This is a genomic window from Streptomyces shinuiensis (assembly GCF_043660855.1).
In the GTDB taxonomy this organism is placed as follows: domain Bacteria; phylum Actinomycetota; class Actinomycetes; order Streptomycetales; family Streptomycetaceae; genus Streptomyces.
Genome location: NZ_JBIHML010000001.1, coordinates 1,828,978 through 1,852,055, shown reverse-complemented (window position 1 = coordinate 1,852,055; position 23,078 = coordinate 1,828,978). Strand labels below are relative to the sequence as shown.

General features: G+C 72.2%; 24 protein-coding genes, 1 tRNA gene and 1 pseudogene. 21 read left to right on the top strand and 5 right to left on the bottom strand.

What is annotated here, in order from left to right; all coding sequences use genetic code 11:
• Positions 1–147: 147 nt before the first annotated feature.
• The 3 genes and pseudogenes from ACGRHY_RS08060 to ACGRHY_RS08050 all read right to left on the bottom strand — a co-directional run bounded on the left by ACGRHY_RS08060 (position 148) and on the right by ACGRHY_RS08050 (position 2,013).
• Positions 148–600, bottom strand: a complete 453-nt coding sequence (locus ACGRHY_RS08060; protein WP_394634702.1) for an SH3 domain-containing protein — start codon at positions 598–600, stop codon at positions 148–150.
• A 407-nt stretch (positions 601–1,007) separates the two neighbouring features.
• Positions 1,008–1,471, bottom strand: a pseudogene (locus ACGRHY_RS08055) (lytic polysaccharide monooxygenase); the annotation flags it as partial.
• Positions 1,472–1,503: 32 nt separating this feature from the next.
• Complete coding sequence (locus ACGRHY_RS08050; protein ID WP_394634701.1) at positions 1,504–2,013, bottom strand: NUDIX domain-containing protein; 510 nt, start codon at positions 2,011–2,013, stop codon at positions 1,504–1,506.
• 139 nt (positions 2,014–2,152) lie between these two features.
• Here ACGRHY_RS08050 and ACGRHY_RS30250 point away from each other — a divergent pair, with 139 nt between their 5' ends.
• Positions 2,153–2,896: a zinc ribbon domain-containing protein gene (locus ACGRHY_RS30250; RefSeq protein ID WP_491630956.1), complete on the top strand. Its 744-nt coding sequence runs from the start codon at positions 2,153–2,155 to the stop codon at positions 2,894–2,896.
• On the opposite strand, the gene ACGRHY_RS08035 is transcribed toward ACGRHY_RS30250, so the two are convergent.
• Positions 2,863–3,045 carry an SH3 domain-containing protein gene (locus ACGRHY_RS08035; RefSeq protein WP_394634700.1) on the bottom strand — a complete coding sequence of 61 codons (183 nt, stop codon included), beginning with the start codon at positions 3,043–3,045 and terminating at the stop codon, positions 2,863–2,865. The genes ACGRHY_RS30250 and ACGRHY_RS08035 overlap by 34 nt on opposite strands.
• A 218-nt stretch (positions 3,046–3,263) precedes the next feature.
• Here ACGRHY_RS08035 and ACGRHY_RS08030 point away from each other — a divergent pair, with 218 nt between their 5' ends.
• On the top strand, positions 3,264–3,593 hold the full coding sequence (locus tag ACGRHY_RS08030) for a hypothetical protein (RefSeq protein ID WP_394634699.1): 330 nt from the start codon (positions 3,264–3,266) through the stop codon (positions 3,591–3,593).
• A gap of 102 nt (positions 3,594–3,695) precedes the next feature.
• Here the strand turns inward: ACGRHY_RS08030 and ACGRHY_RS08025 are convergent.
• Positions 3,696–3,767 (bottom strand) — tRNA-Arg (locus ACGRHY_RS08025).
• A 155-nt stretch (positions 3,768–3,922) separates the two neighbouring features.
• Here ACGRHY_RS08025 and ACGRHY_RS08020 point away from each other — a divergent pair.
• The 19 genes from ACGRHY_RS08020 to ACGRHY_RS07930 all read left to right on the top strand — a co-directional run bounded on the left by ACGRHY_RS08020 (position 3,923) and on the right by ACGRHY_RS07930 (position 22,971).
• Positions 3,923–4,348: a response regulator gene (locus ACGRHY_RS08020; RefSeq protein ID WP_394637964.1), complete on the top strand. Its 426-nt coding sequence runs from the start codon at positions 3,923–3,925 to the stop codon at positions 4,346–4,348.
• Between the two features lie 100 nt (positions 4,349–4,448).
• On the top strand, positions 4,449–5,279 hold the full coding sequence (locus ACGRHY_RS08015; RefSeq protein WP_394634698.1) for a DALR anticodon-binding domain-containing protein: 831 nt from the start codon (positions 4,449–4,451) through the stop codon (positions 5,277–5,279).
• A gap of 19 nt (positions 5,280–5,298) precedes the next feature.
• On the top strand, positions 5,299–6,690 hold the full coding sequence (lysA, locus tag ACGRHY_RS08010) for a diaminopimelate decarboxylase (protein WP_394634697.1): 1,392 nt from the start codon (positions 5,299–5,301) through the stop codon (positions 6,688–6,690).
• A gap of 173 nt (positions 6,691–6,863) precedes the next feature.
• Complete coding sequence (locus tag ACGRHY_RS08005; RefSeq protein ID WP_394637963.1) at positions 6,864–8,162, top strand: homoserine dehydrogenase; 1,299 nt, start codon at positions 6,864–6,866, stop codon at positions 8,160–8,162.
• 47 nt (positions 8,163–8,209) lie between these two features.
• On the top strand, positions 8,210–9,289 hold the full coding sequence (thrC, locus tag ACGRHY_RS08000; RefSeq protein ID WP_394637962.1) for a threonine synthase: 1,080 nt from the start codon (positions 8,210–8,212) through the stop codon (positions 9,287–9,289).
• A gap of 342 nt (positions 9,290–9,631) precedes the next feature.
• Positions 9,632–10,558, top strand: coding sequence for a homoserine kinase (gene thrB / locus ACGRHY_RS07995; protein ID WP_394634696.1), 927 nt, complete (start codon positions 9,632–9,634; stop codon positions 10,556–10,558).
• Positions 10,559–10,951: 393 nt separating this feature from the next.
• Positions 10,952–12,874, top strand: coding sequence for a transcription termination factor Rho (gene rho, locus ACGRHY_RS07990; RefSeq protein ID WP_394634695.1), 1,923 nt, complete (start codon positions 10,952–10,954; stop codon positions 12,872–12,874).
• Between the two features lie 282 nt (positions 12,875–13,156).
• A complete protein-coding gene (locus tag ACGRHY_RS07985; RefSeq protein WP_394634694.1) occupies positions 13,157–14,308 on the top strand; it encodes an LCP family protein in 1,152 nt (383 codons plus the stop codon).
• Between the two features lie 153 nt (positions 14,309–14,461).
• The gene (gene rpmE / locus ACGRHY_RS07980; RefSeq protein WP_394634693.1) at positions 14,462–14,689 is read left to right on the top strand and encodes a 50S ribosomal protein L31; all 228 of its coding nucleotides are present in this window, start codon (positions 14,462–14,464) and stop codon (positions 14,687–14,689) included.
• Positions 14,690–14,785: 96 nt separating this feature from the next.
• On the top strand, positions 14,786–15,856 hold the full coding sequence (prfA, locus tag ACGRHY_RS07975) for a peptide chain release factor 1 (protein ID WP_394634692.1): 1,071 nt from the start codon (positions 14,786–14,788) through the stop codon (positions 15,854–15,856).
• A gap of 49 nt (positions 15,857–15,905) precedes the next feature.
• Positions 15,906–16,751 carry a peptide chain release factor N(5)-glutamine methyltransferase gene (gene prmC / locus ACGRHY_RS07970; RefSeq protein ID WP_394634691.1) on the top strand — a complete coding sequence of 282 codons (846 nt, stop codon included), beginning with the start codon at positions 15,906–15,908 and terminating at the stop codon, positions 16,749–16,751.
• The gene (locus ACGRHY_RS07965; RefSeq protein ID WP_394634690.1) at positions 16,752–17,399 is read left to right on the top strand and encodes an L-threonylcarbamoyladenylate synthase; all 648 of its coding nucleotides are present in this window, start codon (positions 16,752–16,754) and stop codon (positions 17,397–17,399) included.
• Positions 17,396–18,040, top strand: coding sequence for an arsenate reductase/protein-tyrosine-phosphatase family protein (locus tag ACGRHY_RS07960; protein WP_394634689.1), 645 nt, complete (start codon positions 17,396–17,398; stop codon positions 18,038–18,040). The genes ACGRHY_RS07965 and ACGRHY_RS07960 overlap by 4 nt, the downstream gene beginning before the upstream one ends.
• Before the next feature lie 108 nt (positions 18,041–18,148).
• Positions 18,149–19,474, top strand: a complete 1,326-nt coding sequence (locus ACGRHY_RS07955) for an MraY family glycosyltransferase (protein WP_394634688.1) — start codon at positions 18,149–18,151, stop codon at positions 19,472–19,474.
• A 234-nt stretch (positions 19,475–19,708) separates the two neighbouring features.
• Entirely contained in the window at positions 19,709–20,152 is a 444-nt protein-coding gene (locus tag ACGRHY_RS07950) for a Cg1360 family ATP-synthase-associated protein (protein WP_394634687.1), read from the top strand.
• A gap of 268 nt (positions 20,153–20,420) precedes the next feature.
• Positions 20,421–21,230 (top strand): F0F1 ATP synthase subunit A, encoded by an 810-nt coding sequence (gene atpB, locus ACGRHY_RS07945; RefSeq protein WP_394634686.1) that lies wholly within the window; start codon positions 20,421–20,423, stop codon positions 21,228–21,230.
• Between the two features lie 100 nt (positions 21,231–21,330).
• Complete coding sequence (atpE, locus tag ACGRHY_RS07940) at positions 21,331–21,561, top strand: ATP synthase F0 subunit C (protein ID WP_155071927.1); 231 nt, start codon at positions 21,331–21,333, stop codon at positions 21,559–21,561.
• A gap of 34 nt (positions 21,562–21,595) precedes the next feature.
• Entirely contained in the window at positions 21,596–22,150 is a 555-nt protein-coding gene (locus ACGRHY_RS07935) for a F0F1 ATP synthase subunit B (protein WP_237879738.1), read from the top strand.
• Entirely contained in the window at positions 22,147–22,971 is an 825-nt protein-coding gene (locus tag ACGRHY_RS07930) for a F0F1 ATP synthase subunit delta (RefSeq protein WP_394634685.1), read from the top strand. Before ACGRHY_RS07935 ends, ACGRHY_RS07930 begins: the two co-directional genes overlap by 4 nt.
• Positions 22,972–23,078: the final 107 nt, after the last annotated feature.

Here is a 23,078-nt window from a genome sequence, read left to right as displayed (position 1 = left end):
GACGCGCCCGCGCGCCCGGCCCGCCGCGAATCGGTCCGCCCGGCCGTACGGATCGAAGGTCGTACGCAGGTCGAACGCGCACGGCGGCGCCCGCCCTCGCCGCCGGGTGGGCGACGGGGACGGGCGCCGGGGGTTCGGCCGCGACCGTCAGTAGCGGCAGAACTTCGGGGCCGGGCCGATGTTCCGGACGTAGCGGGCGGAGACCCAGCCGTTGTGGTGGTGGTGCTTGCGGTCCAGCTTGTACCAGCGCGGGTTGCCGTCGATGTTCTGGCTGTTGACCTTGCACTCGATGTGGACGATCTTGCCGTAGGGCAGGGTCGCCAGAACCCGGCTGTAGGTGTTGGGCTTGCTGCGGACGTTCAGGCCGGTGCGGGCGATGACCTGGCCCTTGTAGGTGTGGTGGCGCCTGTCGTCCATCGACTCGGGCGCCATCTCCGGGTTGCGCATCTCGGCACCGGCGCGCGGGGCCTCGACGCTCTGCCGGCCGAGGTCGGCGGAGGGGGCGGGCGGCTCGGCGAAGGCCGGCCCGGCGGCGGTGGCGAGTGCGACGGCGCCACCGGCGGCGACCAGGGCGAGCTTGCTGAGCTTCGACTTGACCATTGTGGAGAAACCTCCTGGGAGGGGAGGGTCCGGTGCGGGACCGGGCCCGGGGAAAGGACACATGGACTGCGTCACGGCCCGTGATGAGCCGATCACTACCACGCGCAATTCACGTTAAATCGGTACATATACGCACGCAATCCATGACAGTCGGTAGTCAAATCGGCTAAGTCCCAGCTCAGAGCCCCTGCGGCCGCCCGGAGGCGCTTCCCGCCCCGTTGCCCTGCACGGGTGAAGGCGCCGGCGCTTCCGCGCAGGTCAGCGGTCCGTCCCATCGCCCGGATGCCCCCGCCGCGCCGCGGCGGGGAGGTCGGTGCCCGTCCGGGGGCGCGGGTCGCCGGACCGGCCGAATCCGCGGGTCCCGGTTGAGTCAGCGCGCCCCGGGGCGGGGCGCCTCCCGGTCACCACGTCACGTTGCCGTTGCCGCCGTCGAAGACGACGTCGGAGCAGGAGTGGAAGTTCTCCTGGCTGTCGGAGCGGATCCGGTGGATGTAGACGATGTGCTGGCCGGAACGCTGCGGCAGTTGGACGTCCCAGTAGTAGTGACCGGTCTCGGAGCCGACGCTGCCCGACTGCGGCGGGTCGGTCACGGTGTTGATCTTCTCCAGGTCGCCCCAGGCCAGGGCCTTGTCCGGGGACCAGTCCTGCTTGGTGACGTAGACGTCGAAGCGGCCCGGGTGGTGCGCCCAGTTGCTGTGCTTGACCCGGACGTCGGCCAGTCGTCGCGGGCGGCGTTGTACGAGGAGAAGCCGAACGGTCCCCGGTCGCCGCCGCTGCACAGCCTGCCGTCCGGGATGTAGCACAGGTAGGTGCGCGACCCCGGCATCATCGTGGCTCCGTGAGCCGTCGCCGGGGTGGGCGCGGAGGCCATGACGAGGCCGAACAGGGCGGCGCCCAGGAGGGCTAAGGAGCGAGATACGCGCGCATCACCTCGGTGTGCGCCGGGAAGGCCAGCTCGGCCGGCTCTTCCAGCACCAGCCACTCCGTGGCCTCGGCCGTGGGCGCCGACGGGGGAAGGGACGCGGCGTCCCGCTCGGGCAGCAGGCCGAAGACGAGGAGGCTGGTGCCTCCGTTGTGGACGTCGGTGAGGGTCACGTCCTGCGCCGCGGCAGTGAGCCCGGTCTCCTCCCACAGCTCACGCACGGCTGCCTGCCGCCAGCTCTCACCCAGCTCCATGTAACCGCCGGGCAGCGCCAGCTCGCCGCGGAAGGGCTCGATGTCCCGCCGCACCACCACCAGGCCCCGGCCGCCCCCGGCGGTGGCGACGGGCTGGAGCGCGACCGCGACGGGCAGGGGATTGGCCCAGCTCGTCTCGCCGCAGCCCGCGCAGTCCCTGGGCCACCCGGCGCCGTCCGCGTAACGCGTCCCGCAGTAAGGGCAGTGGGTGATGCGGCGGCCCGGCGTGAATCCCATGTGCTGACTGCCCCTCTTCCGTGTAAAGCCGCCCGCCGGCGGCACGCGGCGCTCCGGTCCGTTAATCCTCTCAGCAAGGGGGCCACCGGCTTCGGCCGGTGGAGGAGTTGTTTCTCCGGGCCGCTGTGACCTCAGTGGTATGCACGGACCGAGGAGCCGACCGCCGCCCAGCGGCACCTGGCGACGTTCCCCAGGCGCGCCCGGCAGCGCACCAAGTGCCACCGTGCCGCCGCCCGGAGGGTCGCCAGGCTGCACGCCAAGGTCCGCAGGCGGCGACTCGACTTCCACCACAAGACCGCCCGCGCTCATCGCCGAGAACGACGTGATCGCGCACGAGCGACCGAACACCGCGGGCATGACCAAGAGCCCCGCACCCAAGGCCAGCCCAGACGCGCCCGGCAGCTTCCTGCCGAACGGCGCCGCCGACAAGGCCGGGCCGAACCGCGGCATCCTCGACACGGGCTGGGGACAGTTCCTCGCGATCCTGGCGAACAAGGCTGAAAGCGCCGGTCGCCGTGTGATCGCGGTGGACCCCCGCAACACCTCGATCACGTGCCCGCCCCGCCTCGGCGGCTGCCGGGCACGTGGACAAGAACAACCGCGTCATCCAGGCGGGCGTTCCGGTGCACGGCGTGCGGGTTCGCGGCGAACGCGGACCACGTCGGTGCGGCGAACATCCTCGACAGGGCCGGGCCGGCCCTCTGCGACGCGGCCCAGCCACGACCGCAGGAAGCCCGCGCGGTCACGCGTGGGCGGAGTCACCCAACCCGATCGGCCGAGGCCAGGGGAGCCGGGGCGGTCCGGCCGCGCGGCCGGACCGCCCCGGGCCACGTTCCGCCGCGCGGTGCGTCAGCAGTTCGGTACGCCGGGCAGTTCGGCGTAGGGGTGGTCGATGTAGCTGTTGGGGACGAAGCCGCCCTGGCCGCGGAGCTTGCTCCACCAGTTGTTGGTGGGGCCCTCGGCGTTGACGGTGTCGCCCTGCTTCCGGCAGACGACCATGACCCGGGTGGGACCGGCCGGCGTGGTCACCACGGCCTGGGAGAGACCCGATCCCGATCCCGAGGCGTCCTGGCTGCCCCCACAGTCTCACCGCCTGTGACGAGACAGCCTGTTATGAGCTGACTGCTGGACTGCCACCGGTTTTGCCCACGACTTTCCGGGTGTACCGGCGCGTCCGCACGGTTGCGTGGGCTGTCCTCGGCCTGCGGCAGGGCGCGAGCCTCCCCGGGGGGTGCGACAGTGAGGGGAACATGACACTGAGGCGAAAAGGATCACGGCGCATCGTGGTCGACGGCATGGTCTACCGCTGGCGTCTGCGCGGGAGGCCCACGTACGACCGGGGCATGTGCTGGTCTCCCCCCACCTATGCGGTCGAACACGCTGACCGGCCGGGCACCGTGCTCGTCGTCACCACCGATCGGCCGCATCCCGGCAACTGGGTTGGTATGCCCGCCGACCCCGTACTTCCCGGCGACGTCGCACGCGCCATCCGTACCGCCCTCGCACGCGACTGGGTACCGGAGCGCTCCGGATCTCCGTTCCACCTGGATCAGTCGGACGGCTTCGTTCCGTGGGCCTGAGGGGCGGGTGATGTCCCGGGATCACAGGTCCGCGCACACGTACGAAGACCCCGCACCCAGCATCGTGGCTGGTGGCGGGGTCTGTCGGTACCTTCTGCGAGGTACCCCCGGCAGGATTCGAACCTGCGCACACGGCTCCGGAGGCCGTTGCTCTATCCCCTGAGCTACGGGGGCCTGTCGGCGGCGGTCGGTCGATCGCTGCGACGGGTAGAACACTACCAGCTTCCCGGGGGTGGATCGGACAGGGTTTGCCGGTGCCGGGCGGGCGGAAAAGGGGGAAAGCCGGACGCAGGCGGAGGTGTGGGCCTACTCTCTGGGGTGTGCCTGGCATGTCCGGCCGGATCCTTGTGGTGGACGACAGCAAGGTCATCCGGCAGCTGATCAGGGTCAACCTCGAGCTCGAAGGCTTCGAGGTCGTGACCGCGGCCGACGGTGCCGAGTGTCTGGAGATCGTGGAGCAGGTGCGGCCCGACGTGATCACGCTCGATGTGGCCATGCCCCGGCTCGACGGCCTGCGAACCGCCGAGCGGCTGCGCGCCGACGAGCGGACGCGCGACATCCCCCTGGCGATCGTCAGCGCCTGTACTCGGTCGGAGCTGGGGAGCGAGCAGGTGCGGGCGGCGGCGGTGGACGCCTTCCTGGCCAAGCCGTTCGAGCCGATGGAGCTGGTGCGCACGGTGCGGCGGCTTGCCGCCGGCGGGCGCGGCAGTGGCGGCGCGTGCGGGACGGAGCCGACCGTGGGGCAGCCGGGGTGAGCCCGCGCCTCACACCGGCCGAAGCCGACCGGTGTGAAGTGCGTGTCATCCTTCGAAACGCGTTCGCGTCTCCCCGCCCTCCCTCCCATACCCTTGACGCGTGACTCCCGCCCAGCTCTCGCGCACCGTGCTGCGCACCGTGCGCCGTGCGGCCGGCGACGGCGCGCTGGGCGAGCTGTCCCCGGGCGCGCTGGAGGCGCTGGACGGGCTGTCGGAGCGGATCACCGTGGGGCGTCCGCCGCGGCCGGGCTGCGGGGACTACGCCACCAATGCCGCGCTGCGGCTGGCCGCCGCCACCGGACGGCCGGCCCGGAGCGTGGCCGAGGTCCTGCGGGAGAGGCTGGCGCGCGAGGCCGGCATCGCCGAGGTGGCGGTCGCCGGGCCGGGGTTCCTCAACATCACCGTGGCGGGCGGGGCCCGCGCAGAGCTGGTGGAGGCCCTGGCGGCGCGGGACGGGGAGCACGCGGCGGCGGAGCGCACCGACCCCGCGCGCGACGTCCGCAACTGGGCCGCCGCCACCGGCGGGGAGCCCGGTCCCGGACTGCTGGAGCAGCGCGAGTCCAACCCCCTCTTCCTCGTCCAGTACGCCCACGCCCGCGCCCGGGCGCTGCTGCGCGGCGCCCGGGCCCTCGGCTTCGCGCCCGAGGCGGGGGCGGGGGGGTACGCCTACGACGCGCCGCGCGAGGCGGAGCTGCTGGGAGCACTGGCCGAGTACGAGCGGATCGCCGCAACGGGCGGCCCCGGCCGGCTCGCCCGCCCTCTGGAGGCGGTCGCCGACGGCCTCCTCGGCATACACGCGTCCGTGCTGCCCGCCGGGGAGCACAAACCCCTGGCCGCCCACCGCGCCCGGCTGGCCCTCGCCCAGGCCGCCGGGACGGTGCTGGCCGGCGGCCTGTCCCGGCTGGGCGTCACCGCACCCGTACATCTGTGATGGAGAGCACGAAGCGACCATGAGCCGTTCCGCACATCCCGCCGGACCCCGCCACGCCGACGTCCTGCCCGAGGGGCACTACACCCCGCCGCCCGCCGACCTCAACGCCCTCGATCCGCGCGTGTGGGCCCGTACCGTCGCCCGCGACGAGCGGGGGGCGACCACCGTCGGCGGACTGGACGTCGTCGCGCTGGCCGAGGAGTTCGGCACCCCCGCCTACGTCCTGGACGAGGACGACTTCCGGGCCCGCTGCCGGGCCTGGCGCGACGCCTTCGGCGACGAGGCCGACGTGTTCTACGCCGGGAAGGCCTTCCTGTGCCGCGCGGTGGTGCGCTGGCTGACCGAGGAGGGCCTCAACCTCGACGTCTGCTCCAGCGGTGAGCTGGCCACCGCGCTGGCCGGCGGGATGCCCGCCGAGCGCATCGCGCTGCACGGCAACAACAAGTCCGCTGCCGAGATCGAGCGGGCCGTGGAGGCCGGGGTCGGCCGGATCGTGCTGGACTCCTTCCAGGAGATCGCCCGCGTCGCGCACATCGCCGAGCGGCTCGGCAGGCGCCAGCGGGTGCAGATCCGGGTGACGGTGGGCGTGGAGGCGCACACCCACGAGTTCATCGCCACCGCCCACGAGGACCAGAAGTTCGGGCTCGCGCTCGCCGACGGACAGGCCGCCGAGGCGGTACGGCGGGTGCTGAAGCTGGACAGCCTGGAACTGGTGGGCATCCACTCCCACATCGGTTCGCAGATCTTCGACATGGCCGGCTTCGAGGTCGCCGCGCGCCGCGTGGTGCAGCTGCTGAGCGAGGTCCGCGACGAGCACGGCGCGGAGCTGCCCGAGATCGACCTCGGCGGCGGTCTGGGCATCGCCTACACCCCCGAGGACGACCCGCGCGAGCCCCACGAGATCGCCGGGGCGCTGCACGAGATCGTCGCCCACGAGTGCCGGGCCGCCGGGCTGGCCGCGCCGCGGCTGTCGGTCGAGCCGGGCCGGGCCATCGCCGGTCCGACGACCTTCACCCTCTACGAGGTCGGCACCGTCAAGGAGCTGCCGGGCCTGCGCACCTACGTCAGTGTGGACGGCGGCATGTCCGACAACATCCGCACCGCGCTGTACGACGCCGAGTACTCCGTGGCGCTGGCCTCCCGCACCTCCGAGGCCGCGCCGATGCTCTCGCGCGTGGTCGGCAAGCACTGCGAGAGCGGCGACATCGTGGTGCGCGACGCCTTCCTCCCCGCCGACCTGGCCCCCGGCGACCTGCTCGCCGTCCCGGCCACCGGCGCGTACTGCCGGTCCATGGCGAGCAACTACAACCACGCCCTGCGGCCGCCGGTGGTGGCGGTCTCGGGCGGGAAGGCCCGGGTGATCGTGCGGCGCGAGACGGAGGAGGACCTGCTCGGCCTGGACGTCGGCTGAGCCCGGCCCGGACGGCGTCCGGATACCGCCCGAATGCCGTCCGGGCGGTCGGCCCCTCACCGGGCCATCTCAAAAACGGAGGATGACGTCTCGCATGCTGGATGGAGCGGGGAATCCGGCCACCCGTACGTGAGACTTGAGTCCACAGGACTGTGGAGAAGCGAGGTCTGATGATGCGTACGCGTCCGCTGAAGGTGGCGCTGCTGGGCTGTGGGGTCGTCGGCTCAGAGGTGGCACGCATCATGACGACGCACGCGGAGGATCTCGCCGCCCGGATCGGGGCCCCGGTCGAACTGGCCGGGGTCGCCGTCCGCCGTCCCGGGAGGGTCCGCGAGGGCATAGCGCCCGAGCTGGTCACCACCGACGCCGCCGCCCTGGCCGCCCGGGACGACATCGACGTGGTCATCGAGGTCATCGGCGGTATCGAGCCGGCCCGCACCCTGATCACCACCGCCTTCGAGCACGGCGCCGGTGTCGTCACGGCCAACAAGGCGCTGCTGGCCGAGGACGGTCCGGCCCTCCACGAGGCGGCCGAGAAACACGGGGTGGACCTCTACTACGAGGCCGCCGCCGCGGCCGCGATCCCGCTGGTGCGCCCGCTGCGCGAGTCCCTGGCCGGCGACAAGGTCAACCGCGTCCTGGGCATCGTCAACGGCACCACCAACTTCATCCTCGACCGGATGGACTCCACCGGCGCCGGGTACTCCGAGGCGCTGGACGAGGCCACCGCCCTGGGGTACGCCGAGGCCGACCCGACCGCCGACGTCGAGGGCTTCGACGCCGCCGCCAAGGCCGCGATCCTGGCCGGCATCGCCTTCCACACCCGCGTCCGCCTGGACGACGTGCACCGCGAGGGGCTGACCGAGGTCACCGCCGCCGACATCGCCTCCGCGCGGCGCATGGGCTGCACGGTCAAGCTGCTGGCCATCTGCGAGCGTGCCGCCGACGGGCGCTCGGTCACCGCCCGCGTCCACCCGGCGATGATCCCGCTGACCCACCCGCTCGCCTCCGTCCGCGAGGCGTACAACGCGGTCTTCGTCGAGGCGGAGGCCGCCGGTCGGCTGATGTTCTACGGACCCGGCGCGGGGGGCGCGCCCACCGCCTCGGCGGTGCTGGGCGATCTGGTCGCCGTCTGCCGCAACAAGCTCGCCGGCTCCCGGGGGCCGGGGGAGTCCGCCTACGCCCAGCTCCCGGTGAGCCCGATGGGCGAGGCGGTCACCCGCTACCACATCAGCCTGGACGTCGCCGACAAGCCGGGCGTCCTCGCCCAGTGCGCCACCGTCTTCGCCGAGCACGGGGTCTCCATCGACACCGTGCGCCAGCAGGGCACGGACGGTCCCGGCGACGGTGCGTCGCTGGTCGTCGTCACCCACCGCGCGTCGGACGCGGCCCTGTCGGCGACCGTCGAGGCGCTGCGCAGACTGGACACCGTACGCGGCGTCGCGAGCACCATGCGGGTCGAAGGGGAATGAGAGAGATGACCGTCACCACCGCCAGTCCTGGCACCAGCACTCCTCGAATGTCCGGCACCCACCAGTGGCGGGGCATCATCGAGGAGTACCGCGACCGGCTTCCGGTCACCGACGACACCCCCGTCGTCACCCTGCGCGAGGGCGGCACCCCGCTCGTGCCCGCACAGGTGCTCTCCGAGCGCACCGGCTGCGAGGTCCACCTCAAGGTCGAGGGCGCCAATCCCACCGGATCCTTCAAGGACCGCGGGATGACGATGGCCATCAGCCGCGCCAGGGAGGAGGGCGCGAAGGCCGTCATCTGCGCCTCCACCGGCAACACCTCCGCCTCGGCCGCCGCCTACGCGGTGCGCGCGGGGATGGTCTGCGCGGTACTGGTGCCGCAGGGCAAGATCGCGATGGGCAAGATGGGCCAGGCGCTGGTGCACGGCGCCCGCATCCTCCAGGTCGACGGCAACTTCGACGACTGCCTCACCCTGGCGCGCGGCCTGTCCGACAACTACCCGGTGTCGCTGGTCAACTCGGTCAACCCGGTGCGGATCGAGGGCCAGAAGACCGCCGCGTTCGAGGTCGTCGACATGCTCGGCGACGCCCCCGACATCCACGTCCTGCCGGTCGGCAACGCGGGCAACATCACCGCCTACTGGAGGGGCTACCGGGAGTACGCCGCGCCCGGTCCCGACGGCGGGGTCCACGCATCCCGCACACCGCGGATGTGGGGCTTCCAGGCCTCCGGCTCGGCGCCCATCGTGCGGGGCGAGCCGGTCAAGGACCCGCGCACCATCGCCACCGCCATCCGCATCGGCAATCCGGCCTCCTGGAAGTACGCGGAGGCGGCCCGCGAGGAGTCCGGCGGGCTCATCGACGAGGTGACCGACCGTCAGATCCTGGCCGCCTACCGGCTGCTGGCCGCGCAGGAGGGCGTCTTCGTCGAGCCGGCCTCGGCCGCCTCGGTCGCCGGCCTGCTCAAGGCGGCCGAGCAGGGGAAGGTCGACCCCGGTCAGCGGATCGTCTGCACCGTCACGGGCAACGGCCTGAAGGACCCGGACTGGGCCGTGCAGGGCGCTCCGCAGCCGACCGTCGTCCCCGTCGACGCGGACGCCGCGGCCGAGCGTCTCGGCCTGGTGTGAGGGCGCGAGGCCTGTTGCGCCCCCCCCGTGCCGGGTGTGCGCCCGCCAGGGGCCGCCGCACCCGGCACGGGGGCGCACTGATGGCGTACGACACGCATCGTGCGCCTCCCATACGCCCTGTACCGCCACCGAACCGTCCTTCGATAGGGTGGGAGTACGTCCCGACCTGTCATACGGCATGTGCCAGAGGTCAGTGGACCGGTCCCAGCCGCGGTTCCCGAAGGCGCCGCACGTCCGCGACCCGCGCCGGACCGGCGTCCGCCCGCACATCCGACCGAGCATCCGAGCAGCACAGTCCCCGCAGTCCCACAGGACAGTCACACCAAGGAGAGTCAACGAGCGATGGCCGGTCCCGCGTTCCGCGCCGCCGCCGTCCGGGTGCGCACCCCCGCCACCAGCGCAAACCTCGGCCCCGGCTTCGACGCCCTCGGTCTGGCCCTCGGCCTGTACGACGACGTCGTGGTCCGCGTCGCCGACTCCGGACTGCACATCGACATCGCCGGCGAGGGCGCCGACACCCTGCCCCGCGACGAGGGCCACCTGCTCGTACGCTCCCTGCGCACGGCCTTCGACCTGCTGGGCGGCCAGCCTCGCGGTCTGGAGGTCGTCTGCGCCAACCGCATCCCGCACGGCCGCGGCCTGGGCTCCTCCTCCGCGGCCATCTGCGCGGGCATCATCGCCGCCCGCGCGGTGACCACCGGCGGCGCCGAGAAACTCGACGACACCGCCCTGCTGGAGCTGGCCACGGAGATAGAGGGGCACCCCGACAACGTGGCCGCCTGCCTGCTCGGCGGTTTCACCCTCGCCTGGACGGACGGCGGCGCCGCGCGGGCGATCAGGATGGACCCGGACCCCGCCGTCGTCCCGGTGGTCTTCGTCCCCGGCCGGCCGGTGCTCACCGAGACCGCCCGCGGACTGCTGCCCCGTACCGTCCCCCATGTGGACGCCGCGGCGAACGCGGGCCGTGCGGCCCTGCTCGTCGAGGCGCTGACCCGCCGCCCCGAACTCCTGCTGCCCGCCACCGAGGACCGGCTCCACCAGGAGTACCGCGCCCCCGCGATGGAGGAGAGCGTGGAACTGGTGCACCGGCTGCGCGCCGACGGAGTGCCCGCCGTCATCTCGGGCGCCGGGCCCACGGTTCTGGCGCTGGCGCAGGACGCCACGGCCGACAAGGTCGCGCGTCTGGCGGGCGACGGATGGGCGGCCAACCGGCTGTCCCTCGACACGGCGGGAGCCGGTGTGCTGCCGCTGGCCGGCACGGGCCGGTGACACGAATACGGGCCTTGGAGAGGGGGAATGTTTGTTGGGTCCGGTAGTGTTAACCTCAAGTCTGCACTCGCAGCCTCCTGGGACGACCCGAGGGCGGTGCGGTGCTCTCCGTGATCCCATGGGTACAGTCCCATACGGGGCCACTCCTTCTTCCGGGAGCCTCCAGAACTGCCTGAGCAGCCTGCCGAGCAGTGCCGAGCTCGCTCCGGAACGGCGTGATTGACGCACGTCATCCCCGCACGCCACACCATGTATTGACTATGTACTGATTCCTCCGCCGTACATCCGGGCGGAACCACCGCCCCGGCCCGGTCGAGACGAAGACCGCAGCCGGACAGCACAACCGGTCGCCGAGCCAGACAGGCCGACGCCCGCTCCAGGGAAGGACCCTTCGTGAGCGATACCACCGATCTGATGGGCGTGGACGCCGCCGAAGCCGCCGCGCCCGCCACGGACGCCCCTGCCGCGCCCGCATCCGGTACCGCCCCCAGGCGTCGCCGCTCCGGCACGGGCCTCGAGGGCATGGTTCTCGCCGAACTGCAGCAAGTCGCCTCCGGTCTCGGTATCAAGGGCACGGCGCGGATGCGCAAGAGCCAGCTGATCGAGACGATCCGGGCCAAGCAGGCCGAGAACGGTTCGGGCCCGGCCCCCGCCGCCGAGGCTCCCGCCGCCCCCGCCGAGAGCAAGCCGCGCCGTCGCGCGACCTCCAAGGCCCGCACGGGCGAGAGCGAAGAGGGCACCGCCGGCGAGGCCGCTCAGCAGCAGATCGACATCCCCGGCCAGCCCGTCAGCGACGAGCCCGCCGGTGAGCGCCGTCGCCGCGGCGGCAAGGGCGGCGAGGGCAGGGGCGCCGATGCCCCGGCCGCCGCCGAGACCGCCGAGGACAGGCCCGCCGAGGGCCGGGGCGACGGCGGCAGGCAGGACAAGCAGCAGGACAAGGGCGGCGACCGCCAGGGCAAGGGCCGCCAGCGCGACCGCCGCGGCAAGGACGGCGGCCAGCAGCAGGGCCAGGACGGCGGCAACCGGCAGGGCCGCGACCGCGACAACCGCGACAACCGCGGCGACCGCGACGACGACTTCGAGGGCGGCCGCCGCGGACGCCGGGGCCGCTACCGCGACCGCCGGGGCCGCCGGGGCCGCGACGACTTCGCCGCCGAGCCGCAGGTCTCCGAGGACGACGTCCTGATCCCGGTCGCCGGGATCCTGGACATCCTCGACAACTACGCGTTCGTGCGCACCTCCGGCTACCTGCCCGGCCCGAACGACGTGTACGTCTCCCTGGCCCAGGTCCGCAAGAACGGCCTGCGCAAGGGCGACCACGTCACCGGCGCGGTCCGCCAGCCGCGCGAGGGCGAGCGGCGCGAGAAGTTCAACGCGCTCGTCCGCCTGGACTCGGTGAACGGCATGTCGCCCGAGAACGGCAAGGGCCGGCCCGAGTTCGGCAAGCTCACCCCGCTGTACCCGCAGGAGCGGCTGCGGCTGGAGACCGAGCCGAACCACCTCACCTCGCGGATCATCGACCTGGTGTCGCCCATCGGCAAGGGACAGCGCGGTCTGATCGTGGCCCCGCCGAAGGCGGGCAAGACCACGGTCCTGCAGTCGATCGCCAACTCCATCACCCGCAACAACCCCGAGTGCCACCTGATGGTCGTGCTCGTGGACGAGCGGCCGGAGGAGGTCACCGACATGCAGCGGTCGGTCAAGGGCGAGGTCATCTCCTCGACCTTCGACCGCCCCGCCGAGGACCACACCACGATCGCCGAGCTGGCCATCGAGCGGGCCAAGCGGCTGGTGGAGCTCGGGCACGACGTGGTGGTGCTGCTGGACAACATCACCCGCCTGGGCCGCGCGTACAACCTGGCCGCCCCCGCGTCGGGCCGCATCCTGTCCGGCGGTGTCGACTCCACCGCGCTCTACCCGCCGAAGAAGTTCTTCGGCGCCGCGCGGAACATCGAGGACGGCGGCTCCCTGACGATCCTGGCCGCCGCGCTGGTCGAGACCGGCTCGCGGATGGACGAGGTCATCTTCGAGGAGTTCAAGGGCACCGGCAACATGGAGCTCAAGCTCGACCGGAGGCTCGCCGACAAGCGGATCTTCCCGGCGGTGGACGTCGACGCGTCCGGCACCCGCAAGGAGGAGATCCTGATGGGCGCCGAGGAACTGGGCATCGTCTGGAAGCTGCGGCGCGTCCTGCACGCGCTGGACCAGCAGCAGGCCATCGAACTGCTGCTGGACAAGATGAAGCAGACGAAGTCGAACGCCGAGTTCCTGATGCAGATCCAGAAGACGACACCGGCGCCCGGCAACGGCGACTGACCGGTACCCGGCACAGCACGGCGAGGGCCGCCCCACCGCACGCGGTGGGACGGCCCTCGCCGTGTGTCACAGCCGACCGTCCGGCCCGGTTCCCGGCCCCCGGTCCGGCGGGAGGCACGGAGTGATCAGGCCCGATGGGGGTACGCCGTCGCAAGTGGAGAGGAAGGCCCCCGCCGACCGCTGTCCGCCCGGCCCGCCCCGGTCCGGCGGCTCCGACAGGCGCCGGACGGCCTCGCGGCAGCCCCGCACGACAGGGGAGACGTACGGCAGACGAGGAACGACATGGCGGACGAGGACACCACCACCGGCGGCGGGGAGAGCGGCGGACAGGAACGCCGAAGCCCGCGCCCACGGCGGCGCAGGGGGCTGTACGCGGCCGTGTGGGCCACGGTCGGCGCCCTGGTGCTGGCCGGGGCCGGACTCGGGCTCGTCTACTCCAGGATCGACGGCAACATCGCCGGTATCGACATCGACTCCGTCCTGGGCCCCGACCGGCCCGCCGACATCCCCGACGGCACGCTGGACATCCTCCTCCTCGGCTCCGACACCCGCGCCGGGGGCAACTCCCGCTACGGCCGCGACGACGGCACCGCCCGCTCCGACACCGCGATGATCGTCCACGTCAACAAGGCGCACGACCGGGCGTCCATCGTCTCCATTCCCCGCGACACCCTCGTCGAGCGGCCCGAGTGCGAGAAGAGCGACGGCGGCACGGCGCCCGCCGCCCGGCGCGCGATGTTCAACCAGGCGTACGAGATCGGCGGCCCCGTCTGCACCGTCAAGACGGTCGAGTCGATGACGGGCATCCGCATGGACCACTACGTGGAACTCGACTTCACCGGCTTCGAGAAGGTGGTCGACGAACTGGGCGGGGTGGAGATCACCGCCACCGAGCCGATCGAGGACGACGACAGCCGGCTGGACCTGGAGCCGGGACGCCACACCCTGGACGGGGAACAGGCCCTGGGCCTGGTCCGCACCCGCAAGGGCGTGGGCAACGGCAGCGACCTGGGCCGCATAAAGCTCCAGCACGCCTTCGTCGAGGCCCTCGCCGACCGGGTGGGGGACGTCGGGGTGTTCTCCGACCCCAAGAAGACCTACGACCTCCTCGAAACCGTCACCTCCCACCTCACCACCGACGCGGCCCTGGCGTCGGTCTCCGGCCTGGCCGGCCTGGCCGGGGCCGTGAGGGACATCGGCTCCGGGGACATCCAGACGGTCACCCTGCCGGTGCGCTACTCCTCCGCCGATCCCAACCGGGTGGTACCGATCGGGGTGCAGACGGAGCGGGTCTGGGACGCGCTCAAGGCGGACCGGCCGATCCCCGACTCCGCCACCAAGGGGTCCGCGGCCCGGGAGGCCACGGAGGCCGAGGACGCCGTGGAGGCAGAGGACGCCGGGAAGGCCGGGGACGCCGGGAATCCCGGGGAATAGCATCCGCCGCCACCTGGTTTTGGGAGGTGCGGCCAGTAATGGCAGACTGGTGCGTCGGTCCCGGTTCACGCGCAGGCAGCCATCCCCGTCGCCCGCCCATCGGGCGCGAGGAGCCGGTGCGACCCGGAACCCTCCCGATACCTAGGAGAGACCTTGAAGCGCGACATCCACCCGGAGTACGTGGAGACCCAGGTCAGCTGCACCTGCGGAAACTCCTTCACCACCCGTAGCACCGTCACCGAGGGCACCATCCGCGCCGACGTGTGCTCCGCGTGCCACCCGTTCTACACGGGCAAGCAGAAGATCCTCGACACCGGTGGCCGCGTGGCCCGCTTCGAGGCCCGCTTCGGCAAGAACGCCGGGTCGAGGAACAAGAAGTAGCGACCCCGAACGCCGGTCCTCGGCCGTCCCCCCAGGGAGGGCCGGACCGGCGTTTTGCCGTCCCGGCAGCCCTCTCCCCACACGAAGGACTCAACGATGTTCGAGGCGGTCGAGGAACTGATCGGCGAGCACGCCGACCTCGAGAAGCGGCTCGCCGATCCCGCCGTCCACGCGGACCAGGCCAACGCCCGCAGACTGGGCAAGCGCTATGCCGAGCTGACCCCGATCGTGGGCGTGTACCACGACTGGAGGCGCACCGGCGACGACATCGCCACCGCCCGCGAGCTGGCCGCCGACGACCCGGAGTTCGCCGCCGAGGTCAAGGAGCTGGAGGCCCGGCGCGAGGAGCTCACCGAACGGCTGCGGCTGCTGCTCGTCCCGCGCGACCCCGGTGACGACAAGGACGTCATCCTGGAGATCAAGGCGGGCGAGGGCGGCGAGGAGTCCGCGCTGTTCGCCGGCGACCTGCTGCGCATGTACCTGCGCTACGCCGAGCGGCAGGGCTGGAAGACCGAGGTCATCGAGGCCAACGAGTCCGACCTCGGCGGCTACAAGGACGTCCAGGTCGCGGTGAAGACCAAGAACACCGCCGAGCCCGGCCAGGGCGTGTGGGCCCGGCTGAAGTACGAGGGCGGCGTCCACCGCGTCCAGCGGGTGCCCGCCACCGAGTCCCAGGGCCGCATCCACACCTCCGCCGCCGGCGTCCTCGTCCTTCCCGAGGCCGAGGACGTCGACGTCGAGATCAACCCGAACGACCTGCGGATCGACGTCTACCGCTCCTCCGGCCCCGGCGGCCAGTCCGTGAACACCACCGACTCCGCCGTCCGCATCACCCACGTGCCCACCGGCATCGTCGTCTCCTGCCAGAACGAGAAGAGCCAGCTGCAGAACAAGGAGCAGGCGCTGCGCATCCTGCGCGCCCGCCTGCTGGCGGCGGCCCAGGAGGAGGCGGAGAGGGAGGCCTCCGACGCGCGCCGCAGCCAGGTGCGTACGGTGGACCGGTCGGAGCGGGTGCGCACCTACAACTTCCCGGAGAACCGGATCTCGGACCACCGGGTGGGCTTCAAGGCGTACAACCTGGACCAGGTGCTGGACGGCGACCTGGACGCGGTGATCCAGGCGTGCGTGGACGCCGACTCCGCGGCCAAGCTGGCCGCGGCTCAGTAACCGCGCGCCCCGGGGCGGGGCGCGCAGGGACGGGTGGAGGACGAGGAACGTGAACGTACTGCTCGCCGAGGTGGCCCAGGCCACCCAGCGGCTCGCCGACGCCGGAGTGCCCTCCCCGCGCTTCGACGCGGAGGAGCTGGCGGCGTACGTGCACGGCGTCAGGCGCGGGGAGCTGCACCGCGTCGCCGACGCCGACTTCGACGCCCGCTACTGGGAGGCCGTCGCCCGCCGCGAGGCCCGCGAACCGCTCCAGCACATCACCGGCCGGGCCTTCTTCCGCTACCTGGAGCTCCAGGTGGGCCCGGGGGTGTTCGTGCCGCGCCCGGAGACCGAGTCCGTGGTCGGCTGGGCGATAGACGCGGTGCGTGCCATGGACGTCGCCGAGCCCCTGATCGTCGACCTGTGCACCGGCTCCGGAGCCATCGCGCTCGCGCTCGCCCAGGAGGTGCCGCGCTCGCGCGTGCACGCCGTGGAGCTGGACGAGGGCGCACTGGAGTGGGCCCGCCGGAACACCGAGGGCTCCCGCGTCACCCTGCACCGGGGCGACGCGATGACCGCCCTGCCCGAACTGGACGGCCAGGTCGACCTCGTCATCTCCAACCCTCCCTACATCCCGCTCACCGAATGGGAGTACGTCGCCCCCGAGGCACGTGACCACGACCCGCAGATGGCGTTGTTCTCCGGCGAGGACGGACTGGACGTCATCCGCGGCATCGAACGCACCGCGCACCGGCTGCTGCGCCCCGGCGGCCTGGTGGTCGTCGAGCACGCCGACACCCAGGGCGGCCAGGTCCCCTGGATCTTCACCGAGGACCGCGGCTGGGCGGACGCCGCGGACCACCCCGACCTCAACAACCGGCCCCGTTTTGCCACTGCCCGCAGGGAGGTGCCGTAAATGGCACGGCGTTACGACTGCTCCGACGCGACCGACCGCGCGACCGGCCTGCGCGAGGCCGCCTCGGCGGTCCGCCGAGGCGAACTCGTCGTGCTGCCCACTGACACGGTCTACGGCATCGGCGCCGACGCCTTCACCCCGGAGGCCGTCGGCGACCTGCTGGAGGCCAAGGGACGCGGGCGCGGCATGCCCTCGCCCGTCCTGATCGGCTCCCCGAACACCCTGCACGGCCTGGTCACCGACTTCTCCGAGCAGGCGTGGGAGCTGGTGGACGCCTTCTGGCCCGGCGCGCTCACCCTCGTCGCCCGCCACCAGCCGTCGCTGACCTGGGACCTGGGCGAGACAGGCGGCACGGTCGCCGTCCGCATGCCGCTGCACCCGGTGGCGATCGAGCTGCTGACCGACACCGGCCCGATGGCGGTGTCGTCGGCCAACCTCACCGGCCACCCCGCCCCGCAGACCTGCGACGCCGCCCAGGAGATGCTGGGCGACTCCGTCGCCGTCTACCTCGACGGCGGCCCCACCCCCGACTCCGTGCCCTCCTCGATCGTCGACGTCACCGGCCCGGTGCCCAGGCTGCTGCGTGCGGGCGCGATCAGCGCGGAGGAGCTGCGCAAGGTCGTACCCGGCCTCGAGGCCGCCAGTTGACCCCGCCCGCCGGGGCGTCCGAGGAGCATGGCATACCGGTCTTCCGCATCCTCCACGTCTCCACCGGAAACGTCTGCCGTTCGCCCATCACCGAGCGGCTGACCAGGCATGCCCTGGTGGCCAGACTCGGCGACGAGCGGGCCGGCGGGCTGGTGGTGGAGAGCGCGGGGACATGGGGGCACGAGGGCGCGCCGATGGAGGAGCACGCGGCGGAGGTCCTGCTGGAGTACGGCGCGGACCCGTCCGGCTTCCTCGGCCGCGAACTGCTGGACGAGCACGTCATCAGGGCCGATCTGGTGCTGACCGCCACCCGTGACCACCGGGCGCAGGTGATCTCCATGGGGCACTCGGCGGGGCTGCGCACCTTCACGCTCAAGGAGTTCACCCGCCTGGTGCGGGCCATCGACCCCGCCACCCTGCCCGGCCCGGACGCCGACGGCGGGGTGGTCGGGCGCGCCCGGGCCCTGGTGCGGGCCGCCGCGGCGCTGCGCGGCTGGCTGCTGGCGCCCAGCGCGGAGGCCGACGAGGTCTACGATCCCTACGGTGCCCCCATCACGTACTTCCGCAGCGTCGGCGAGGAGATCAGCGCGGCGCTGGACCCGGTGGTCACGGCGCTGACGGGGGTCCCGGCGCGGACGTGAGACCGTACCGGGCGGTGCCGGGCGCGCAACCGTCCGCACCGGGCCGTTGTCTAAGGTGTGGTGTCCCGGGCGTGAGCCCGGTGAGCCCGCGAGAATTCTGGGGAATCCGTGCGTGAATACCTGCTGACGCTGTGCGTCACGGCCGCGGTCACCTACCTCCTCACCGGCCCGGTGCGGAAGTTCGCGATCGCGGCGGGCGCCATGCCCGAGATCCGGGCCCGCGACGTGCACCGCGAACCGACGCCCCGGCTCGGCGGCATCGCCATGTTCGGCGGGCTGTGCGCGGGTCTGCTGGCGGCCTCCCAGCTCACCAACGTCGGCGACGTCTTCCGGCTCTCCGACGAGCCCCGCGCGCTGCTGGCCGGAGCCGGCCTCATCTGGCTGCTGGGCGTCCTGGACGACAAGTGGGGCGTGGACGCGCTGATCAAGCTCGGCGGCCAGATGATCGCCGCGGGCGTGATGGTCTGGCAGGGCCTGACGATCCTGTGGCTGCCGGTGCCGGGCGTCGGCAACGTCGCGCTGACCCCGCTGCAGGGCACGCTGCTCACCGTCGCGGTGGTCGTCGTCACCATCAACGCGGTCAACTTCGTCGACGGTCTGGACGGCCTGGCCTCGGGCATGGTCGGCATCGCCGCCGCGGCGTTCTTCATGTACGCCTACCGGATCTGGTACGGCTACGGCATCGAGGCCGCGGCCCCCGCGACGCTCTTCGCCGCCGTCCTGATGGGTATGTGCCTGGGCTTCCTGCCGCACAACATGCATCCCGCGCGGATCTTCATGGGCGACTCCGGGTCGATGCTCATCGGCCTGGTGCTGGCCGCCGGGGCAGTCTCCATCACCGGCCAGGTCGACCCGGACGTCATCACCGACACCACCGGCTCGGTCAAGACCACGGTCCAGACGATGGTGCCGGTCTACATGCCGGTGCTGCTGCCGCTGACGATCATCGCGGTGCCCATCGCCGACCTGGTGCTGGCGGTGGTGCGGCGCACCTGGCGGGGCCAGTCGCCGTTCGCCGCCGACCGCGGCCATCTGCACCACCGGCTGCTGGAGATCGGCCACTCCCACAGCCGCGCCGTGCTGATCATGTACTTCTGGTCGGCGCTGATCGCCTTCGGCGCGGTGGCCTTCTCGGTGCGCTCCTCCAGCCTGGTCATCGTGCTCGCGATCGTGCTGCTGAGCGCGGTGGGGCTGGCGATCCTGCTGCTGCCGCGGTTCACCCCGAGGGTGCCGCACTGGGCGCAGCGGCTCGTTCCGCCGCGCTACCGCGCCCGGCGCGGGCCTGCCGAGCGGCCCGGTGAAGAGGAGGACGGCGCGGACGGGAGCGCGTCGGCCGGCCCGGAGGCCGAGCGGCGGCCCGCGGGGGCGACGGCGCTCGGTGAGTACGATCGTCTGGTGCGCGACGGCCGTCCCACGGCCGACAACCGCTCATAGCAGTCCCGCCGGTGTTCGTCACCGCGGGACACCGCCGCCTGACCCGCTCGTGTGACAGTCCGCACACGAACTAGGTAAAGACCTCATCAAATAGTTTGTGATACCGTTCACGAGTCCGGTGAGAAGGCCGGTGGCCTCCAGAGCCCCCGGTCCGCGAGTCCGCGCCGCCGGGCGAGCACCGCTTTCGAAGGTCACGCACCGCCCCCCGTAGACCACCCTGCTGGAGCAGCGTTTATGCAGTCGAACGACGCCCGGATCCTTCGCGGCGCCGCGATTCCCTCAGCCGGTGCCGGCCTGGTCGGCGTGATCGTCGGCGCGGTCGTCTCGGGGGGCGAGGGCGCCCTGGGAGCAGGCCTGGGCACCGTGTTGGTCCTCGCGTTCTTCGGCGCGGGCCTCCATGTGCTCGGCCGGATCGGACGGCAGTGGCCCGAACTCCTGCTCGGGGCGGGATTCCTGGTCTACACGACCCAGGTGATCGCCATGTTCGTGGTGATGAGGCTCCTGCGGGACGCCGCCTTCATGGACGGCCGTGTGTTCGGTTTCACGGTGCTGGCCTGTCTCCTGGTGTGGCTCGCCGCCCAGGCGTGGACGCAGACCCGGCTCAAGACCCCGTACGTGGAGCCCGCCGGGACCGGCAGGGCCTCCCCGGACTCCCCCGCCGCGGAATCCCGCGCGTGACCGCGAACAGAGCGAAGGCTCGGGGCAGGGGTGGTGGTAAGCCGCACCCGCCGGGCTGCTATCGTCCGACGCCGAGAGGGCCGCGAGCCTTGGCGAAGGCGCTGTGCGGGACAGCGCCGGACGCTCCTCGCCTCTTCACGGGGCCGTCCTGCCGCCGCGCCGGCCGGTCCCTTCCCGCCCACCCCCAGTCCAGTGCCGCCCCGTGGCCCAGCGCCATGCCGACACCCCGAGGTAGCCGTACCCATGCGTCCGACCGAAGGAGCTCGCGGTGAGTAGTGACCAGTTGCTCGCCTTCGAGGTTGACTGCCACCTGTTCAAGGACTGTGGCTTCGAAGCCCCCAGTGTGTGGTCGTTCATCTTCGACCCGATCTTCGAGGTCGGCGGGGTCGAGTTCAACAAGCCGATGCTCCTCGCGCTCATCGGCACGGCCGCGATCCTCACCTTCTTCTGGGCGGCCTTCTCCAAGCCCAAGGTGGTCCCCGGCAAGCTGCAGATGGTCGCCGAGGCGCTGTACGAGTTCGTGCGCCGGGGCATCGCCCGGGAGGTGATGGGGAAGAAGGGCGACCCTTTCATCCCGCTCCTGGTGTCGCTGTTCTTCTTCGTGTGGATGCTGAACCTCTGGGCGATCATCCCCATCGCCCAGTTCCCGGTCAGCTCGGTCATCGCCTACCCGGCCGGCCTCGCGGTCGTCGTCTGGATCACCTACATGACGGTGACGTTCAAGACGAACGGCTTCGTCGGCGGCATCCGCAACCTCTGCGTCCCCGGCGGTCTGCCGAAGCCGATCTACGTGCTGCTCACGCCGATCGAGTTCATCTCCAACATCTTCGTGAGGCCCTTCACGCTGGCGGTCCGGCTCTTCGCGAACATGTTCGCCGGCCACATCCTGATCCTGATCTTCACGATCGCCACCTGGTACATGCTCGGCACCTTCCTCGGCACCCTCTACGCGACCGCCTCGTTCGCGATGACGGTGGTGCTGACCGTCTTCGAGCTGTTCATCCAGGCGCTGCAGGCCTACGTCTTCACCGTGCTGACCGCCACCTACCTCTCCCAGGCCCTGGAAGAGGCGCACTGACCGGACCGGCACCGCGGTCCCGCCCAGCCACCACCCGCCCAACCCCAGACGTCCGGTGGACCAACCACCCACCGGCCCACCAAGAGAAGGAACCCAAGGAATGTCTGCTCTGGAGACCCTCGCTGCTGTCGAAGGCAACGTCGGCACCATCGGCTACGGCCTCGCCGCGATCGGCCCCGGCATCGGCATCGGCATCATCTTCGGTAACGGTGTGCAGGCCATCGCCCGCCAGCCCGAGGCCGCCGGCCTCATCCGCCAGAACATGCTGCTCGGCTTCGCCGTCGTCGAGGCCCTGGCGCTGATCGGCTTCGTCGTCCCGTTCATCCTCTGACGAAGCCGCAAACGGAACCGACGAAAGGTCCATCATGATGAACCTGGCAGCTTCGGAGCCGCAGTCCCCGCTGCTTCCGGTCTGGCCCGAGGTCGTCATCGGCCTGATCGCCTTCGGCATCGTCTTCTTCGTGTTCGCCAAGAAGCTCCTCCCGGCCATCAACAAGGCCCTGGACGAGCGCCGTGAGGCGATCGAGGGGGGCATCGAGAAGGCCGAGGCTGCTCAGGCCGAGGCGCAGCAGACGCTCGAGGAGTACCGAGTCCAGCTCGCCGAGGCTCGTCACGAGGCCGCGCGCCTGCGCCAGGAGGCGCAGGAGCAGGGCGCCGCGCTCATCGCCGAGATGCGCGAGGAGGGCCAGCGGCAGCGTGAGGAGATCATCGCCGCGGGCCACGCCCAGATCGAGGCCGACCGTCGGCAGGCCGCGCAGTCGCTGCGCCAGGACGTGGGCAAGCTCGCCACCGACCTGGCCGGCAAGCTGGTCGGCGAGTCCCTGGAGGACGTCGCCCGGCAGAGCCGCACGATCGACCGCTTCCTCGACGAACTCGAGGAGAAGGCGGCCTCCGCCGAGTCCTCTGGAGCCGCCCGATGAACAGAGCGAGTCGCGAGGCACTGGCCGCCGCCCGCGAGCGACTGGACGCGCTGACGGACTCCACGTCCGTCGACGCGGCCCGGCTCGCCGAGGAACTGGCGGCGGTCACCGCGCTGCTCGACCGCGAGGTGTCGCTGCGCCGGGTCCTGACCGACCCGGCGCAGCCCGGCGAGGCCAAGGCCGAGCTGGTCGGACGCCTGCTGGGCGGCCAGGTGGGCGGCGAGGCCGTCGATCTGGTCTCCGGCATGGCCCGCTCCCGCTGGTCGCGTTCGCGCGACCTGGTGGACGCGGTCGAGCAGCTCGCCGACGCCGCCGAACTCATCGCGGCCGAGCGCGACGGCACGCTGGACGACGTGGAGGACGAACTGTTCCGGTTCTCCCGGACGGTGGCCTCCTCCCCGGAGCTGCGTGCGGCTCTCGGCGGCAAGATCACCGACGACGCCCTGAAGGCGGCCAAGACCGAGCTGCTGCGGCGGCTGCTGGGCGGCCGGGCCAAGCCCGCCACCGAGCGACTGGTCGTCCGCCTCGTGCGCCAGCCGCGTGGCCGTAGTCTTGAGGGAGGGCTCGAAGCCCTCTCCAGGCTGGCCGCCGAGCGCCGCAACCGCTCGGTCGCGGTGGTCACCTCGGCCGTACCGCTCGGCGACCGCCAGAAGCAGCGCCTGGGCGCCGCCCTGGCGAGGCTCTTCGGGCGCGAGATGCACCTCAACCTGGACGTGGACCCGGAGGTCCTCGGCGGGATCCGGGTGCGGGTCGGCGACGAGATCATCGACGGCACCGTCTCGGAGCGCCTCGAAGGGGCGACCCGGCGGATGGCGAGCTGAGCCCACGGCCGGCGGACACCGCGGGCCGTAGGCCACACCAACTCAAGAAGCAGTACTGGCGGCCCGGGTTGGGCCGTAGCAGACACATACGGGCCCAACAAGGAGAG

What these genes read in the sequence shown, in the direction of transcription:
- ACGRHY_RS08060 (WP_394634702.1), bottom strand. Translation starts at nt 600, where the DNA reads ATGGTCAAGTCGAAGCTCAGCAAGCTCGCCCTGGTCGCCGCCGGTGGC.
- ACGRHY_RS08050 (WP_394634701.1), bottom strand. Translation starts at nt 2,013, where the DNA reads ATGGGATTCACGCCGGGCCGCCGCATCACCCACTGCCCTTACTGCGGG.
- ACGRHY_RS30250 (WP_491630956.1), top strand. Translation starts at nt 2,153, where the DNA reads ATGCACGGACCGAGGAGCCGACCGCCGCCCAGCGGCACCTGGCGACGT.
- ACGRHY_RS08030 (WP_394634699.1), top strand. Translation starts at nt 3,264, where the DNA reads ATGACACTGAGGCGAAAAGGATCACGGCGCATCGTGGTCGACGGCATG.
- ACGRHY_RS08020 (WP_394637964.1), top strand. Translation starts at nt 3,923, where the DNA reads ATGTCCGGCCGGATCCTTGTGGTGGACGACAGCAAGGTCATCCGGCAG.
- lysA (WP_394634697.1), top strand. Translation starts at nt 5,299, where the DNA reads ATGAGCCGTTCCGCACATCCCGCCGGACCCCGCCACGCCGACGTCCTG.
- ACGRHY_RS08005 (WP_394637963.1), top strand. Translation starts at nt 6,864, where the DNA reads ATGCGTACGCGTCCGCTGAAGGTGGCGCTGCTGGGCTGTGGGGTCGTC.
- thrC (WP_394637962.1), top strand. Translation starts at nt 8,210, where the DNA reads ATGTCCGGCACCCACCAGTGGCGGGGCATCATCGAGGAGTACCGCGAC.
- thrB (WP_394634696.1), top strand. Translation starts at nt 9,632, where the DNA reads ATGGCCGGTCCCGCGTTCCGCGCCGCCGCCGTCCGGGTGCGCACCCCC.
- ACGRHY_RS07985 (WP_394634694.1), top strand. Translation starts at nt 13,157, where the DNA reads ATGGCGGACGAGGACACCACCACCGGCGGCGGGGAGAGCGGCGGACAG.
- prfA (WP_394634692.1), top strand. Translation starts at nt 14,786, where the DNA reads ATGTTCGAGGCGGTCGAGGAACTGATCGGCGAGCACGCCGACCTCGAG.
- ACGRHY_RS07965 (WP_394634690.1), top strand. Translation starts at nt 16,752, where the DNA reads ATGGCACGGCGTTACGACTGCTCCGACGCGACCGACCGCGCGACCGGC.
- ACGRHY_RS07950 (WP_394634687.1), top strand. Translation starts at nt 19,709, where the DNA reads ATGCAGTCGAACGACGCCCGGATCCTTCGCGGCGCCGCGATTCCCTCA.
- atpE (WP_155071927.1), top strand. Translation starts at nt 21,331, where the DNA reads ATGTCTGCTCTGGAGACCCTCGCTGCTGTCGAAGGCAACGTCGGCACC.
- ACGRHY_RS07935 (WP_237879738.1), top strand. Translation starts at nt 21,596, where the DNA reads ATGATGAACCTGGCAGCTTCGGAGCCGCAGTCCCCGCTGCTTCCGGTC.
- ACGRHY_RS07930 (WP_394634685.1), top strand. Translation starts at nt 22,147, where the DNA reads ATGAACAGAGCGAGTCGCGAGGCACTGGCCGCCGCCCGCGAGCGACTG.